The sequence below is a fragment of the Bacteroidales bacterium genome (assembly GCA_041671145.1).
Classification (GTDB): Bacteria; Bacteroidota; Bacteroidia; order Bacteroidales; family JAHJDW01; genus JAQUPB01.
On record JBAZBZ010000027.1, the window covers coordinates 1 to 17,511 of the forward strand.

At 32.1% G+C, this 17,511-nt stretch carries 10 protein-coding genes; 6 read left to right on the forward strand and 4 right to left on the reverse strand.

Translation table 11 applies throughout. The annotated features are described in order from the left end of the window. Positions 1 to 625: GTPase (locus tag WC223_09270; protein MFA6924428.1), on the forward strand; the 625-nt coding region annotated here is incomplete at its 5' end. 57 nt (positions 626 to 682) lie between these two features. Here WC223_09270 and WC223_09275 read toward each other — a convergent pair. After that, positions 683 to 4,429 (reverse strand): tetratricopeptide repeat protein, encoded by a 3,747-nt coding sequence (locus WC223_09275; GenBank protein ID MFA6924429.1) that lies wholly within the window; start codon positions 4,427 to 4,429, stop codon positions 683 to 685. A 130-nt stretch (positions 4,430 to 4,559) separates the two neighbouring features. Continuing rightward, a complete protein-coding gene (locus WC223_09280; GenBank protein ID MFA6924430.1) occupies positions 4,560 to 7,883 on the reverse strand; it encodes a hypothetical protein in 3,324 nt (1,107 codons plus the stop codon). 301 nt (positions 7,884 to 8,184) lie between these two features. Between WC223_09280 and WC223_09285 the strand changes: the two genes are divergently transcribed. Further along, positions 8,185 to 10,320, forward strand: a complete 2,136-nt coding sequence (locus WC223_09285) for an elongation factor G (protein MFA6924431.1) — start codon at positions 8,185 to 8,187, stop codon at positions 10,318 to 10,320. A 119-nt stretch (positions 10,321 to 10,439) separates the two neighbouring features. Here WC223_09285 and rnhA read toward each other — a convergent pair whose 3' ends face one another. After that, positions 10,440 to 10,898: a ribonuclease HI gene (gene rnhA / locus WC223_09290; GenBank protein MFA6924432.1), complete on the reverse strand. Its 459-nt coding sequence runs from the start codon at positions 10,896 to 10,898 to the stop codon at positions 10,440 to 10,442. Positions 10,899 to 11,233: 335 nt separating this feature from the next. Here rnhA and WC223_09295 point away from each other — a divergent pair, with 335 nt between their 5' ends. The 3 genes from WC223_09295 to WC223_09305 all read left to right on the forward strand — a co-directional run bounded on the left by WC223_09295 (position 11,234) and on the right by WC223_09305 (position 15,673). After that, positions 11,234 to 12,142, forward strand: a complete 909-nt coding sequence (locus WC223_09295) for a DMT family transporter (protein MFA6924433.1) — start codon at positions 11,234 to 11,236, stop codon at positions 12,140 to 12,142. A gap of 99 nt (positions 12,143 to 12,241) precedes the next feature. Continuing rightward, positions 12,242 to 13,603, forward strand: coding sequence for a pitrilysin family protein (locus WC223_09300; protein ID MFA6924434.1), 1,362 nt, complete (start codon positions 12,242 to 12,244; stop codon positions 13,601 to 13,603). Positions 13,604 to 13,615: 12 nt separating this feature from the next. Next, entirely contained in the window at positions 13,616 to 15,673 is a 2,058-nt protein-coding gene (locus tag WC223_09305; protein MFA6924435.1) for an insulinase family protein, read from the forward strand. Between the two features lie 7 nt (positions 15,674 to 15,680). Here WC223_09305 and WC223_09310 read toward each other — a convergent pair whose 3' ends face one another. Then, positions 15,681 to 16,811 carry a glycosyltransferase gene (locus tag WC223_09310; protein MFA6924436.1) on the reverse strand — a complete coding sequence of 377 codons (1,131 nt, stop codon included), beginning with the start codon at positions 16,809 to 16,811 and terminating at the stop codon, positions 15,681 to 15,683. 278 nt (positions 16,812 to 17,089) lie between these two features. Between WC223_09310 and tsaE the strand changes: the two genes are divergently transcribed. After that, positions 17,090 to 17,509, forward strand: coding sequence for a tRNA (adenosine(37)-N6)-threonylcarbamoyltransferase complex ATPase subunit type 1 TsaE (gene tsaE / locus WC223_09315; GenBank protein MFA6924437.1), 420 nt, complete (start codon positions 17,090 to 17,092; stop codon positions 17,507 to 17,509). The last annotated feature ends 2 nt before the right edge of the window (positions 17,510 to 17,511 follow it).

Below are 17,511 nucleotides of genomic sequence, written 5' to 3' on the forward strand. Positions count from 1 at the left end.
CCGTGGAGCACTTGTAAGAGTTGCTTTAGTGGGTTATACAAATGTTGGAAAATCAACAATAATGAATCTTTTAAGCAAGTCGGATGTGTTTGCCGAAAATAAACTGTTTGCAACACTCGACACTACTGTGAGAAAAGTTGTTATTGAAAGTATTCCTTTTCTATTGAGCGATACCGTGGGATTTATCAGAAAACTTCCGCATGATTTAATCGAATCGTTCAAATCAACACTCGATGAAGTGCGCGAAGCCGATGTTTTAATTCATGTTGTTGATATTTCACATGCTTGTTTTGAAGACCAGATAAATATTGTTAAGCAAACTCTTATTGATATTAATGTTGTTAACAAACCCACACTATTAGTGTTTAATAAAATTGATGTTTTTGAAAATTCCGCTAAAGATTTTGATTATACTGATGGTTCGGAAATATTGACAATAGAAGAATTAAACAAAACATGGATGGCAAAAGAAAATATTCCCTGCATTTTTATTTCTGCAAAAAACAAAACAAATATTGATACACTGAAAAAAATTCTTCTGAAAACTGTGAGTGAGGTTCATTATAAACGTTATCCGAACTCCTTTTTGATTAATAATGAAAACGCCACAAATTCACAGATTTAAAAAAAAATAATTTTAATTTTAAAAAATCTGTGAATCTATGGCAAATTTGTTTTTCGCTTATTTAAAAGCAATTTGTTTTGTATCGGCGGTAATCACCTTTTTATAAAAATCAGCAAATTCTTTTATTTCGGAAAGTTGAATGTTATCTTTTTTATATTTTAACTCCCTTTTTGCTGTGATTTTATTTTTTACTATTGTAAAAGTAAGGGTATAATCTGCCACTGCACAGGAATATTTTATTGTTTTTGGAATTTCTGCGAGCAACTTAGCCGGAAGAATAGTGATAACAAGCGTTTCGACATTTGAATCAGAACGATATGAGCCAGAAATGTCTATAGGATATTTTCTTTCCTGATTGAAAATAAAATCTTTTGCATCGGTTTTCATTGCCCATGGTAAGATGAATAAAGATAGTCCGCTTACTTTTGTTACAGCACCCGAAGCAGTATAATTATACTTGTATACCACTGAATCTGTTCTATCGTCGAGGTGTTTAAATTCAAGAGAATTAATTTTCACATTAGGATATTCGCCTGTAAGTGACTCAAGCATATTTTTCTCCTGTTCTTTTTTTCCGAGGTCGCGATATGAACTTCTCATTTCCGCAGCAAAAACGCCCGTTTTAAAATTTGTTTTATTTATTACAAGATTTTCATCTTCAACATTAACAGTTCCTGTGCGCGATATTATATTTAATTTTCTTGTAGGTGGATTAAGATAAAAAGGATTTATTGCAATTTTTTCTTTTTCATTTTTTATTTCAAGAGCATACGATTCAATAAGATTTCCATAAAAGCTATTGAACGGAAGATAATCAGAAGTCAGCTCAATGAAATAATCTTTTCCGTCAATAATAACTTTTGCGATACAATGATTGAAAGCAACAGAAGGCAGTAATAAATCTTTTTTCCCGTTATCTCTTGTATCAATCAAAACCCATTCGGCACTAACGCCTATTTCTTTGCACATTGCAATGAACAAAGTCGAAACATCCTTGCAGTCACCAAGTTTTGTATTGAGGACTTTTGATGCTTTTTGCGGAATAAAATTGCTTTGTAAAAATGACACCGAGCTGTATCTGACATTTTTTACAATGTAATTATAAATTTCTTTCACTTTAGCCATAGTTGAAAGGTTTTTCTTGTCTTCGAACAAAGAAGCAACTGTTTCTTTAACTTCAAAATCGGATTTTGCCTTGGTTGAAGCAAGGTCGTAGTACCAGTTGGAAATATATGTCCAATCAGGAAAAGATGACAAGTGTAAAATATTTGCATAATCATCAAATTCAGGCATTTTATCTTCATTTTTAATACTCGGCTGATTTGTTTTTTCCCATACATACAAATCAAAATCTTTATCTTTCTTAATTTGAGGAGTTATTTCTTCCTGACTGAATTTTGAAGCAAATTTTATTTCGGGTGAAATCAGCAAACTATACTTTGTTTTCAAATAAGGATACGCATGGCTGAAATAACATTTGTCGGAAAAATAAGGAGCTAATTTTCCGACATAATAATTTTCAATTTTATAAGTAATATGAATGGCATCGCCAACCTCAAGTGAAGTAAAAACAATTTTATTATCATCGGTTTCCGCAGCAATTTTACTTCCGCTGGGTTTTATCACTTCGGCTTTTTCGATTAAAAGCCGTTGCATATAATAATAAGATATTGAATAGTTTTTCCATGTATCAATACCCTGTGCATTCAAAACCTTAATTAAAAGTATATGTTTTTCTTCTGAAGCGCCACCACTATAAACAATTTTTTGCGTTTCATCCAAAAGTACAATACTATTATCTTCGGGATATTCAGTAGCTTTTGGAGAACTTTTAAAAATCGAATAAACATCCGGCTGAACAAAATAATCGTAAGGGTCTTTTTTATCTTCGAGCTTTATAAGTTTTTTTCTATTCTCGTATTGATTAGGAGAAAATGTGATGGATTTTTTATATGCATCTATTGCATCTTTCTTTTTGGATTGATTTTCATAAGCGGAAGCTAATTTACCCCAATATATGCCAATGTATGGAGCTAATTCTAATGCTTTTTTATACCAGTTTTCAGCTTCAGAATATTTTTGCAACTGAAAATAAACATCTCCGATTTGCTTGGGATATTCAGCTTCACCAGGATTCAATTCTATAAGTTCTTTAAAAGCGGCAAATCCGTTTGTAATATCTCCGATATGAAAATAATCATCGATAATGGTCGCCAGATTAGATGTGTTATAATGATTACCCGAATATTTTTTCATTACTTTAATTGCTTCCCTGTAATCTTTATTTACTTCCACTTCAATTGAATGTTTCAACTCAACAAAACCCGCTTCTTCAGGATATTTTTTATAAGCATCTTCAGCTAATTTTATAAGTTCTTCTTGTTTTTTATTTTTTGCAGCAAGCTCAATTCTCTTAGATATTGTTGCTTCCCTTACGCCATAAAGATTTTCTATCTGGTTAAGTTTTTCTTCTGCCGCTTTATAATCTTCTTTATCTACATTTTCCCTATATAAACTATTCAGGGAAAAAAGACTTGTTGCGTCATTGTCTTTCAGCCATTCGAGTGCCGCAGTATAATCGGTATTATTTTTTTCACTGTAATAAACATTAAGCAAATCATAATATATGTAACTGCATTTAGGTGCTATTTTCTGAGCTTTCAGCAATACCTTTCTGGCTTCATAAGTTTTCTGATTTCTAAGATAAGTTTTTGCAAGCAATAAATAATTTAGCATTTTATCCGGATTTTTTTCTATTTCTTTTATAAAAAAATCTTCGGCAAAATTTGGAATATACGTTGATTTATATGTATTATCGGCAGTGTACTCACGTGGAGATTTTGAATATAATAAATTAGAAATAGGTCTGCCTTTAGCATCTGTAATTCTCATCATAAAATTTGAAGCACCAATTTCGCTTTCGCCAATCTGGAGCAGAATGCGGTTATATCCTTTTTTGAGTTTAATTGAGGCAATGTATGTATCAAGGTCATTATTTCTTTCTTCCGGTTCGGAATAAACAAGATTATCATTAACCCATGCTTTCAATGAACCCGATGTTCCTATTCTAAGCTGCACATCTTGGTCGGAAGGGCTGTTAACAAATGTTTGTGCATAAATTATTGCATTGTGATAATAAAAATGATAAGTAAGATACATCCATTTATTTCTTTTGTTTGCGGGCATATCAAACCAATATACATTTGCTCCGTATCTGTTAACGAAAGGATGTTTGGTATCAACATATTTTATTGGTTCGTAGTTTTTATCAAAACCGCTTCCTGAAATATTTTCAAACTCACCTACAATCTGCCATGTAGAATTTGCACCAAGCTTTTCATATTCTTTTTCCGCTCTCTTTAAATCCTTTATTGCTTCATAATGGTCGCCGAGAGAAGAATTTGCCATTGCCTGAATCGTTCCTTCAGCTTTTGTATCTGCAATAATTTTATTCAGGAGTTCAAGTTGCTCACTTGTTTTTTTGGCGCCTTCAAAAATACAGCCACTGCTCCACAGCGCATATATGTACGGATATGGGTTATCGGAAGCATTAAAGAAATTCATGAATTCTTTGAACGATTCTTTATTTGTTTTATCTATATTCGATAACATTGATAAAACTAACGATGCTTCGGCTTTTATTTTCTTATCGGAAGAAGCGGCTGCCTGAGTAAAATACTCTCTTGCTTTTTTGGTATCGTTGTTGTAAAAACTATCCCACCCTTTTTCGAGCGGAGTTTGTGCTGAAATCGAACAAACACACATAAGTGTAGCTGCAAAGAATAACAAAATATTTTTTTTCATTTTGATGAATTTTTAAGTATTTGCAAATTTAAAAAAAAAATTTCAGCGTAAAAAAATCAGATGCAGATTGTTGCAAAATTAATTTATTGATAAAGGTAAGGTATAAAATATTTAGGATAATTTAAAATTATCAAAAATCCAAACTCAATGATAAATAAAATATTTTCGGTTGAATAATTCCGTTTCTAATTCCCCATGCCCAGTCGGCTCTAACAAAGTATCCGAGCAGGCGGCTTCTTAATCCGAACCCTACTCCTTCGACAATTGGATTTTCTTTATTTTCAATGACAATGTTAAAAGGATATTTATTTATTTCTTCAGTAAACAAAGTATTATCATCAGAATAAGGGTTCCATCCTATCCACGCAGCGCCTATATCACCAAATCCAACAATTTGAAAATTTGAAAAGAAATCTGATTTTATCGGGCGATTGATTAAGCATTTGAATACAGGGAAACGAAGTTCACTGTTAATAAGAGCAAAGCTATTTCCGTTACGGACATTTACTTTAAATCCTCTCATATTTGTGGCTCTTCCCATGTAGGCATAATTCTGGTCGGAATGGATAGGAGCCATATTGTCAAATTTTGGATTAAGCGAGTTATCAACTCCACCCATATAAAATAGTATTCTCTGGTCGCCGAAAGAAGTGCAGCCGGCAAATCTGTTTGCCCAGATGAATGTTTTGAATAACTTCTGATAATGCCTGAAATCAATTCCGAGCGAAAACATATTTGTTTTCTTTTCATCAAGCACTTTATAATATTCACCAAATATTTTAAACCGTAATCCGTAATAAATATTTAATGCCTTGTTTTTTGTATTGTCGAAAATATATTCAATTTTCAGTCCGCCAAGTGTGGTATATTGATTGGGTTCTTTTAAAATCAGAACATTTAAAGAATCGTCTGATGTCATAGTTGATTTTAAAACAGCTCTTATATTTCCAACGTTTATTGTTCCTCTCACACATGATATTTCTGAAAAAGGGTATTTTAAAATATAAAAACCTTCATTAATATATAATTTTACTGGTAAGGTTTGAAAGTTTGCAGGTATTGTTTGACGGTGTAAAATAAATTGCTCATCACATCGTCTTTTTAGGTTTTCATAACTCAATAAATATTCGCTCGAATTAAAAATTGGAGGTATTGCCGCGCCTACTATTCTGTAATCTTCGAGCAAGTCGGTTACTCCAAGCATTAAAAGAGCATTAAAGCCGGGAAATTTATGATTACCATTATCCATTGGCTCGTATGAATCATTCAGATAGGCAAAATTCAACTGATATACAAGTTTGTTTATGTTGTATGCTACATCATAGTTTCTTTGCTTTGGTATAAATGTATAAACCGAATCTTTTTTTGTTTTATCAACAGTACTATCTCCTTGAGAAGTATTTTTTTCTTTACTTTCGTCAACTTCATTTCCAAACTTATAATCGTTAATATTAATTTTAAAAGTATCGGGTGCATTGTTTTTAGGAGTTAACATTACATTGGATGTTTTCTTTTTTTTCTTTTTTACTCTTTCAATTGTATTTTTATCGGAGTTGTCGGGACTTTTAGAAAGAGTACTTTCTTTTATCAAATCATCTTTATAATAAGTATTCAAAAGTTTTTGCGGCAATATACTGTCTGATGAAACAAGCGGAATAGAATAAAGCGAATACTTTCCGTTTGCAAAAATAATTTCCGTTGATTTTTTTTGTTTCAGGTTAATTTCAAATTCACGTATATTTCTGGAATAATTTGTAATTGGAAATGAAGTTATATTATATCTGTAATGAGCTACAGTATCAACAAAACTTATGATACTGTCAATATGTGCCAAATATTTATTATATATTCCGTTTTCGCTGCTTATATAACAATAGTTTTTCTTATCATATTCCATAGGAAATATTTCATCGGTAAGAGGAGTATTGGTAAGTCGTTTTAGTATGTTCGATTTTGATGAATAATTATAAATAAAAACATCCTTATTTTTTTGTGGTTTTATATTTTTTTCATCATAACGTATTGTATCGCTGTTTCTGTTCGAGCTGAATAATATTTCTTTTGAATTATTTGCAAAATGTGGATAAAGGTCGTCATATCCGTCATTTGTTATTTGTTCAAAAACGTGAGCTATATTGTTATATACAAAGATGTCAGATTGTCCGTTCTGGATTCCCGACAAAACGAAAGTTTTTCCATCATCAGAATAATCAAAGCTCAATACTTTTTCAATGTTCATCAATCTTATGTATGTTTTTTGCCTGTCTGAAATTGTATATTGCATCAAAAAAAGTTTTCCTTTTTTTTCCATAATAATTGAAAACAACTCAGATGTTGGATGCCATGCGAGAATAGGATATGAAAAATCGTTTTTGAAATCGAGTTTGAAACCGGATTTTAAAATCTTTTTTCTTTTTTTTGTATCAAAATTATAAAGCCAAACTCTATTTTTTCCGAGTTCATTTGTAACATAAATTGCATATTTCCCATCGGGACTGATTTTGAATTGCTCAAAAACAACATCTTTTTTCCCTTTCTTAAAAAGTTCTTCATCTTTTGGCAATGTTCTTTCTTTATCCTGAAAATAATATCTGCTGTCGTAATAATTGAGCCAGTCCTTTGCTAAATTTTTCAATGATACTCCGAGTACGAAAAGAAATCCGTTTTCAATGCTTCTGCTTATTCTTGTCATGTATAAAATATTCGAAAGAACATTTACTCCGTACCTGTCGGCAATAAATTTCCAAATTGAATGTCCTGCATAAGTGGCATCACCACCTGAGAGATTGTTGAATTTTTCAAATTTCTTTGATAAAATTCCGTCTCTTACAATATTATCAATTTCTTCATCCCAGCCAACAGCAATATACGAAACAAGCCCGTTTATATACCAATCGGGAATTGCCATAAGTGTAGAGTTTTTAATATTGCTCCCCACATTATCGCCGAAAATCATTTCATTGACAATAACTTCTGCAATTCCGGCTCTTATCTGCTGTTGAAGCTTTTTGTGGTCGCCTTCAAAATACAGCAAAACCTTATTACCTGCAATGTACGTTATTCCACCCGTGTTATATTGCTCTTCACTTATGAAACCTATATTACTTTGTTTGAAATCGGTGTATTTATTGAAAACTATGAATTGTATTTTTTTATCTTTATCAAGTTTGTAATCAAACATTTTTTCAACTTCTTCAAGTTCGGTGTTTGCGGTTTTTGCAGTAAATAATGCCAGATTTTTCCCTTCTTGATAAAAATAAACTTCAAACCTGTCGTAACGATAGTATGTCCAGAAATATTGATTATACTGAACTTTGCTCTTGCCAAAGTTTTGCTGCGAGCCGTTGGAAAATTGTGCTCTTGAAGAAAATGAAAAAATAAAAAATATAAAAAAAAGAATTATTGCAAGTTTTGCAATTAAAAAATTTAATATTTCATTTTTCCTAATTGACATTATGTTAAGTATAAAACGTGCTAATTTACGAAATATTTTTAAAGAAATAAAAATTATATTGGTTGGCAATATAAAAAATACTCCCACAAATTTTCCAAATAAAAAAATAATAAAAATGCCACGAAGACACGAAGACACAAAGAAATCACAAATAAAAACTTTTTTAACTTTGCGACTCAGCGCCTTAGCGGCAAAAATATGTGGTGCTCGGCATTTATCAAAATATATAAAAATACTTGTTTATTCCCGAAGTTTTAATAATTTTGCAGTCCTTTTTTAAAATATTTAATACATAAAATATATGAAGATTTATCAGACAAACGAAATAAAGAACATTGCTTTGATAGGAAGCACACGGTCGGGAAAGACCACCCTCGGAGAAGCAATCACATTTGAAAGCGGCTTAATCAACAGAAGAGGAGTAGTTGAAGACAAAAATACCGTTTCGGATTATAAGGAAATAGAACTGGAACGACAGAGTTCTGTTTTTTCGTCAATACTTTACGCTGAAAAAGATGAACATAAAATAAATATAATTGATACTCCCGGTATTGATGATTTTCTTGGCGAAGTGGTGTCGGCACTTAGAGTTTCTGATACGGCAGTGATGGTGCTAAATGCACAAAACGGTATTGAAGTCGGAACGGAAATAGTATGGAGACACACAAATAAAGAGCATATTCCTGTTATTATTGCAGTAAACCAACTTGACCATGAAAAAGCCAATTTTGAAGAAACTATAAGACAAGCCATTTCACAATTCGGCTCAAAAGTTACTTTGTTCCAATACCCAATAAATACCGGAATAGGATTTAATGCGGTTATTGATATTTTAAAAATGCAAATGCTCAAATTTTCGGGTGATGGCAAAGTTGAATATACTGCAATACCCGAAAATGAAAAATCAAAAGCCGAAGAACTGCGCAATAAACTTGTTGAAACTGCAGCAGAAAGCGAAGAAGTATTGATGGAAAAGTTTTTTGAAAATGGCACTCTCACCGAAGAAGAATTAAAAAAAGGAATTAAAAAAGGAATTATCAGCAGAAATATTTTACCTGTATTTTGCATAAGTTCAAAACACAATATGGGTGTATCGCGATTACTTGAATTTATTGCAGCAGCAGTTCCTTCTCCTGATGAAATGTCTCCGATGAAAACAACCGATGGCAAAGATGTTATTTGCAAAGCAGATGGTGTGCCACAACTGTATGTTTTTAAAACAACCATTGAACAGCACCTTGGTGAAGTTTCATACTTTAAAGTTGCATCGGGAACAATTTCCGAAGGAATGGATATGGTAAATGTTCAAACAAGTTCCAAAGAAAGAATTTCGCAGATATTTGTAATGTCCGGGAAAAACCGCACAAAGGTTGAAAAAGCAGTTGCCGGCGACATTGTCGCCACAATAAAACTTAAAGATACAAATACAAACAATACACTCAATTCACCCAAAAGCAATTCGGAACCTATTGAGTCGACTGCATATCCCGAACCACGATACCGCGCAGCAATAAGAGCAAAAAGTGCAGCCGATGATGAAAAGCTTGGTACAATACTAAAAGCCATACATGATGAAGACCCGACTTTAATTATTGAGCAATCTGTAGAATTAAAACAAATGATAGTACATGGTCAGGGCGAACTGCATCTTAATGCCGCAAAATGGCTTATTGAAAACATAAATAAAATAGAAATAGAATATTTTACACCTAAAATTCCATATAGGGAAACCATTACCAAATCAGCAAAATCAATGTACCGCCATAAAAAGCAATCTGGTGGTGCCGGACAGTTTGCTGAGGTATATATGATGATTGAGCCATATTTTGAAGGAAAAACCGACCAGAAGGAATTTCCTATCAGAGGCAGGGAAGAAATAAACCTCAGTTGGGGCGGAAAGCTCATGTTTCATAATTGCATTGTTGGTGGTGCTATTGACGCAAGATTTTTGCCTTCAATTTTAAAGGGTATTATGGAAAAAATTGAAGAAGGACCGCTTACCGGCTCTTATGCACGCGATATTGTTGTGAGCGTATATGACGGTAAAATGCACCCTGTTGATTCAAACGACATATCATTCAAACTTGCCGGAAGAAATGCTTTCAAAGAAGCTTTCAAAAATGCAGGACCTAAGATTCTTGAACCCATATACGATGTTGAAGTTATTGTTCCCAGCGACAGAATGGGAGATGTGATGACCGACCTACAAGGCAGAAGAGCAATAGTAATGGGAATGGATGGCGAAGGAAATTATCAGAAAATTAAAGTAAGAGCTCCTCTTGCTGAATTAAACAAATATTCCACAACTTTAAGTTCGCTTACAAGCGGCAGGGCAACATATACATTAAAATTTGCCGACTATCAGCAAGTACCGGGCGAAATTCAAGACCAACTTCTAAAAACTTATGAAGCAGAACAGAAAGAAGAAACTGAATAAAAAAATAGTTTGAAGTTTAAGGTTTAAAGTTTTGCCAAAAACTTGGCTGGATTGCAAATTGATTCGCATAATTTAAAACAACTAATCGAATAACTTTAAACTTTAGACTTTAAACTATTTTATAAATTTTTTTCATATTCTTCATCAACAAGGAGGTTTGCTTTTTTTGAAGCTTTTACAGCAAGTTCATCGCAGCAATTATTTTCGATATTGCTTGCATGACCTTTAATCCAGATAAATTTAACATTATGTTTTTCGTAAACTTCAAGAAATCGTCGCCAGAGGTCTTCATTCTTTTTTTTCTTAAAGCTTTTCTTTTCCCATTCAAAAAGCCAGCCTTTTTCAACCGATTCGACAACATATTTTGAATCGGAATAAATTTTTACATTTGAGTTTTCGATTTTCAAAGCTTCTAATCCGACAATAACGGCAAGCAATTCCATACGATTGTTTGTAGTCAACCTAAAACCTTCGGAAAGTTCTTTTCTGAATTTTCCCGATTTCAATACAACACCATAGCCGCCTCTGCCGGGGTTTCCGGATGCCGCACCATCGGTATAAATAATTATTTCGGGCATAAAAAACAGCTATTGGATTAAACCCGCATCAAACTCTGCAAGGGGTCGAAACCCTTGCAGGGTTTGATGCAAATATATTTTCAAAAAAAATGCAAGAAAATTATTACTTTAATGTCAAAACCTTGTACTTGTATTTTGTAAAAATAGAAAAAATGAATAATCTAACAAATCTTATTTTAAGTTTATTGATAATTGTGCAAACCAAAAACATATTTTTTATAAAAATGATTTTAGAATTCTTAAACTAAATCCTAAATACATTTTATACTTTTGAAAAAAATAATTTTTCAATTTTTTAATCTTTATTTTTTTAATCTTTTAATTTTTTATTTTAAATGTTTTCAAATCACATCGGAGAATTTATAGCACTGCTCACAGCAATCTGCTGGACTTTTACGGCTCTTGCTTTCGAATCTGCCGGCAAAAAAGTGGGTTCTTTGCCTGTAAATATCATCCGTTTGAGTATTGCATTCTTTTTACTCAGTATTTATACATATTTGTCAAGGGGGTTATTTTTCCCTTCCGATGCCGGTTTACATTTATGGTTATGGTTGTCGTTATCGGGTTTTATAGGTTTTGTAATTGGCGATTTGTTTCTCTTCAGGTCTTACTTAATAATTGGAGCAAGAATTTCAATGTTGGTAATGAGCTTGGTTCCGCCTCTCACAGCTCTTATCGGTTGGATATTGATGGGCGAAATTCTTTCAACAAAAAGTTCTTTGGGAATGCTTGTTACTATAAGCGGAGTAACAATAGTAATTCTTCAAAAGAAAAAAAATACGGAAGGTAATAATTCGAAAATGAAAATTTCATATCCTCTTAAAGGATTATTGTTTGCATTTGGTGGTGCTTTAGGTCAGGCAATAGGTCTGGTTTTAAGCAAATACGGAATGGGCAATTACAACGCTTTTGCAGCAACTCAGATAAGAGTTATAACCGGAATAATCGGCTTCATTGTGATTGTAACATTGCTTAAACGCTGGGTTAATATTAAAAATGCAATTAAAAACAAAGAGGGAATGTTAAGAATTTTTATAGGTTCAATATTCGGTCCTTTTCTTGGTGTTTCGTTTTCCCTGCTCGCTGTTCAATATACTACAACAGGCGTTGCTTCTACAATCATGGCTATTGTTCCAGTGTTGATTATTGTTCCATCGGTTTTAATTTTTAAAGAAAAACCCACATGGAAAGAAATACTCGGAGCATTTATAGCTGTTAGTGGTGTTGGGGTTTTGTTTTTGTAAACTATTTCCTTTCCAAATAAAAATTATTCTCATTTTGTAAATAAAAAATTTTATCTAATTTCGCCGTCAATTTAATTTTTTAAATAAAAATCTATTATTATGCTCAAATTCTTAAAAATCTTACTACCTGTTTTGCTCGTTTGCTTTTTCTGTAAAGTTAATGCACAGCAGAAAACGCCTCATAAAAGCAACCTCAGTGAAAACAAAATTAATTTTACGGAATACGACTTGCCGAACGGACTGCATGTAATACTGCACCAGGATAATTCCACGCCTGTTGTTGCCGTTACAATTTCTTATCATGTAGGTTCAAAAAATGAAAAGCCCGACAGAACAGGATTTGCTCATTTTTTTGAACATCTTATGTTCGAGGGTTCACCAAATATCAAAAGAGGTGAATTTTATAAAATAGTTCAAAATGCAGGAGGAAACAATAATGCGAATACAACTCAAGACAGGACTTTTTATTATGAAATGTTGCCATCGAATCAGCTTGAACTCGGATTATGGCTCGAATCAGAACGACTTTTTCATCTCAGAATTGACTCGACGGGTGTTGAAACACAAAGAAATGTTATAAAGGAAGAACGCAAACAAAGATTTGACAACACTCCTTATGGCACAATCCTTGAACAAACTTTTTCTCATGCATATAAAGTTCATCCTTACCGATGGACTCCGATTGGTTCTGTTCAGTATATTGACATGGCAAAGGTTGAAGAATTCAAGGAATTTCACGATACTTATTATGTTCCGCAGAATGCAACTATTTCAATAGCCGGAGATATTGATATAAATAAAACAAAAGAAATGGTAAAAAATTATTTCGGCAATATTCCAAAAGGAGTTAAGAAAATTGAGCGTCCCAAAGAAATTGAACCGCCGCAGGCAAAAGAAGTAAGAGATACAATTTATGATAATATTCAGATTCCTGCAATTATAATGGCTTATCATATACCTGCACAAGGCACGAAAGATTACTATGCTTTGAGCATGCTTACAACTCTTATTTCCGATGGAGAAAGTTCACGTTTATATAAATCCATAGTCGATAAGCAGCAAAAAGCAATACAGGTTGCTGCTTTTCCGTTCGCACTTGAAGACCCGGGGTTGTTTCTTGTTTTCGGTCTTCCCAATATGGGCGTGGCTCTCGAAGAACTCGAAAAATCAATTGAGGCCGAAATCTCGAAAGTAAAAACTGAAACATTAAACGAAAATGAATATCAGAAATTAAAAAATAAGGTCGAAAATGATTTCATAAACAAAAACTCCACTATGATCGGAATTGCCGAAAATCTTTCCGATTATCATGTTTACTTCGGCGATGCCGGTCTTATTAATACCGAAATTAATAAATTTATGAATGTCACGAAAGATGATATCAGTCGCGTTGCCAATCAATACCTGACAAAAGAAAACAGGGTTGTTTTATATTATTTACCACAATCTTCAAAAAAATAAAGGAGAAAAAAAATGAAAAAAAATATTTTTTGCGCTTTACTTTTATTGTTGTCCCTTTCAATATTTGCACAAGTTGATAGAAGCAAACAACCTGTACCTGCTCCTGCTCCGGTAATAAAATTGGGAAATTACGAATCTTTAGTTTTGCCAAACGGTTTAAAAGTTTTCGTAATTGAAAACAATAAATTACCTGTAATTTCTTATTCGTTGATTTTTAATTATGATGATGTTCTTGAAAATAGCGCAAAAGGATATACTGATTTTACAGGACAGCTTTTGAAAACAGGAACCACTACTCACACAAAAGACCAGATTGACGAACAAATAGATTTCATAGGTGCTACATTAAATACAAGTTCAAACAGCATATATGCTTCTTCGTTAAAAAAACATACTGAAAAACTTCTCGAAGTGATTTCTGATATTGTTATTAATGCAAAATTCAAACAAGAAGAACTTGATAAGTTAAAAAAGCAAGCTAAATCATCATTGGAGGCAATACATAATAATCCCGATGCCTTGTCGGAAAGAATATTTCCTGTAGTTCTTTTCAGCAAAAAACATCCTTACGGTGAAGTAATAACTGCAAAATCCATTGATGATATTACACTTGATATATGTACAAATTTTTATAAAAATTATTTCAGACCGAATATTTCATATCTCGCAATAGTGGGAAATACAAATATGAAAGAGATAAAACCCCTGATTGAAAAATATTTTGGTAGCTGGCAAAAAGGAGATGTGCAAAAAAACACATATACTACACCAACAGCTCCACCGCTAAACATGGTGGCAATGGTTGATAAATCTGATGCTGTGCAATCAGTTATAAACATAGCTTATCCGGTTGACCTCAAACCCGGAAGCGAGGATGCCATAAAAGTAAGAGTTATGAATGGCATACTTGGCGGAGGGAGTACACGTTTATTCACCAATTTGCGCGAAAAACACGGCTGGACTTACGGAGCTTATTCATCAATTTCTCCCGATATTCTGATTTCAAACTTCAATGCTTATGCAAGTACAAGGAATTCCGTTACCGATAGCGCTATCACAGAAATACTGGCTGAAATGAATAGAATCAGAACAGAAAAAGTTCCTGAAAAAGAACTTGAACTTGTGAAAAATTATATTTCCGGAAATTTTGCTTTGTCGTTAGAAAAACCTCAAACATTGGCAAATTTTGCAATCAACATTGAAAGATATAATCTGCCAAAAGATTATTATGCCACTTATCTGAAAAAAATTGCTGCTGTTACTTCCGATGATATACTGGCAGTAGCAAAAAAATATATCAAACCCGATAATGCTTATATTTTTATTGTTGGAAACTCTTCTGAAATTGCCGATAAAGTGAAAAAATTCTCCAACCCCGGCTCAATAACATATTATGATTTCAACGGTGAAACATATAATTATCAGACAAAACTAAAACCAGCACCAAAAGATATAATTGCCGAATCCGTTATTAAAAAATATATTGATGCAATAGGAGGCGAAAAAAATATCAGCAAAATTAATGACTGTACAACGAAAATGAAAGGCACTATTCAGGGAATGGAGTTATCGTCTGCTATTTATAAGAAAGCTCCAAATAAATCATTGCTCGAAATGAGTATGAGCGGTAATGTTATCAAGAAAACTATTTTTGACGGAACAAGCGGAAAAACTTTTTCCCCACAGGGTACACAGGAATTGAAAGACAAGGAACTTGCAGATATGAAAATCCAATCGGTAATGTTTCCTGAATTAAAATTTGCTGAACTCGGAATAAAGCTAAACTTACTCGGAATCGAAAAAATAAATGACAAGGAATCTTACAAAGTTGAACTTCTTATGCCCGATGGAGATAAATATTATGATTATTTTGATATTGCAACGGGCATGAAAATAAGGTCTATTGAAGACGAAGGCGTTACAATTGATTATTCCGACTTTAAAGAAATTAAAGGTGTTAAATTTCCTTTCACAAATACCATGACTTTGGGTGCTCAAACTATTGTATTTTCGGTTGAAAGCGTTGAAGTGAATACAAACATCAAGGATGATTTCTTTATGGTAAAGTAATACAAGTCTACAAACTATGAATAAAATTGGAAAAAGCAGGTTTTAATTTTTCCCAATTATAGTGTGTTTCAGTCAAATTTCGTGCATTCATACAATGTTCATAATATTGGTTGGGATTTTCTAAATATCTTAAAATTATTTTTACAATTTGATTTGTGTCGGTTGGCTCAACGAGAAAGCCAAATTTAGAAATTTCAACTTCTTTTCTTATCGCTTTCGAATTGGAAAAAATAACCGGTCGTTCCAAAGCTGCATAATAAAATAATTTAATTGGCAGGCAATGCCGGTTTTCAAAATCAGTTGAGCGTAAGTCAAGAAAAATATCAGAATCATTAATCAAATTAATAAAGTCGCAAAAAGATTGTTTATCGTGGAATGATAAATTTATATTTTCATTTAATGATTGAATCAGCTTTTTGTATTTCTCTTTATCCCGTTCGTTTTCATACCACCCAATAATTTTAGCTTCTATCTTTAGATTGTTTTGGTATTCCGAAAGCACTTTTAAAACACTAATAAAATTATTAAAACCTTTCTCAGAAGTTATTTTACCGGAATAACTCAACCTTATTTTATTTTCAGAAAATTCAGGTTTTCTTTTAACAATATATTTTAAATCCGGATAATATGTTATGTATGCAAAAGGCTTGCCTGAAAATATGAATCTAAATGGTTTGCTTTTATACCATTCGCCAAAAATAAAAGCATCTGCCATGCAGGATGCATATATGTTAAACATTGTAAATTTCAAAAATTGAAATATTTTTAATGGGTATTTATAAGCATTCAAATTTTTCTTGGATGGATACCATTCTGTTATATCATAAACAATCTTGATTTTTTTAGATTGTCTTTTTGCATATTTTTTAGCAGCCAAAATTGTTAGTGGTTCTGAACAAATAATTATATCAGGAGAAAAATCGGATAAAATTAATATGAAATGTTTGATTTTATCATTCTTTGAAAGATTATCTCCAAAAAAACAATTCAAACTAATTCCATCAACAAAATTCTTCATATCTATTTTACTGCTGGCAACTTCAATGTTATCGCCATTCTCGAATAAGGATTTTGCCATGTGAAAAAAAATCCTGTCGTCAAAAGGATAATGTCCGGATGTAAGAAATGAAATATTCATTATATTGTTTTTTATTAAACAATACTACTCTAAATAATTTAAAGGAACAAACAAAATTATCTGTTTTATCAAATAAATCAAATGTTTTCCTGCATTTTCAAAAAAATAACTATTTTATTTAACTAATTATTAATTACAAATTAAGGACAAGTATTGGCTTTATGGACGGTCACTAATTAATAACAGAATAAACAATACATGATTTTTCTTATAAGTTTTTTTTTTAATAAAAAATAATGTAGGTTTGTAAAAGAATAAAATATTATACAATTATTTGAATGATTAAATACACTTGCAGCAAAGTTGAAGAACTTGAAAGTATTGCAATAAAGATACTTTTAATTCATCCAAATACAAAAGTTTTTGTTTTTTACGGTCCTTTGGGTGTTGGTAAAACTACATTTATAAAAGCATTTTGCAAAGTATTAAATGTTAAAAACGATTCGGCAAGCCCCACTTTCTCCATTATCAACGAATACGAAACTTTTAAAAACGAAAAAGTTTATCATTTTGACTTTTACAGAATAAAAGATATTAAAGAAATTTATGATTTGGGTTACGAAGATTATTTTTATTCCGATTCATATTGCTTTATTGAATGGCCCGAAAAAGCCGAAAATCTCCTTCCATATAATTATGTTGTTATTAAAATGAGTGAAGAAAATGAAAAACGAGTTCTGGAGATTACAGAATTCTGAAC

What these genes read in the sequence shown, in the direction of transcription:
- WC223_09285 (MFA6924431.1), top strand. Translation starts at nt 8,185, where the DNA reads ATGAAGATTTATCAGACAAACGAAATAAAGAACATTGCTTTGATAGGA.
- rnhA (MFA6924432.1), bottom strand. Translation starts at nt 10,898, where the DNA reads ATGCCCGAAATAATTATTTATACCGATGGTGCGGCATCCGGAAACCCC.
- WC223_09280 (MFA6924430.1), bottom strand. Translation starts at nt 7,883, where the DNA reads ATGTCAATTAGGAAAAATGAAATATTAAATTTTTTAATTGCAAAACTT.
- WC223_09275 (MFA6924429.1), bottom strand. Translation starts at nt 4,429, where the DNA reads ATGAAAAAAAATATTTTGTTATTCTTTGCAGCTACACTTATGTGTGTT.
- WC223_09310 (MFA6924436.1), bottom strand. Translation starts at nt 16,811, where the DNA reads ATGAATATTTCATTTCTTACATCCGGACATTATCCTTTTGACGACAGG.
- WC223_09305 (MFA6924435.1), top strand. Translation starts at nt 13,616, where the DNA reads ATGAAAAAAAATATTTTTTGCGCTTTACTTTTATTGTTGTCCCTTTCA.
- WC223_09295 (MFA6924433.1), top strand. Translation starts at nt 11,234, where the DNA reads ATGTTTTCAAATCACATCGGAGAATTTATAGCACTGCTCACAGCAATC.
- WC223_09300 (MFA6924434.1), top strand. Translation starts at nt 12,242, where the DNA reads ATGCTCAAATTCTTAAAAATCTTACTACCTGTTTTGCTCGTTTGCTTT.
- tsaE (MFA6924437.1), top strand. Translation starts at nt 17,090, where the DNA reads ATGATTAAATACACTTGCAGCAAAGTTGAAGAACTTGAAAGTATTGCA.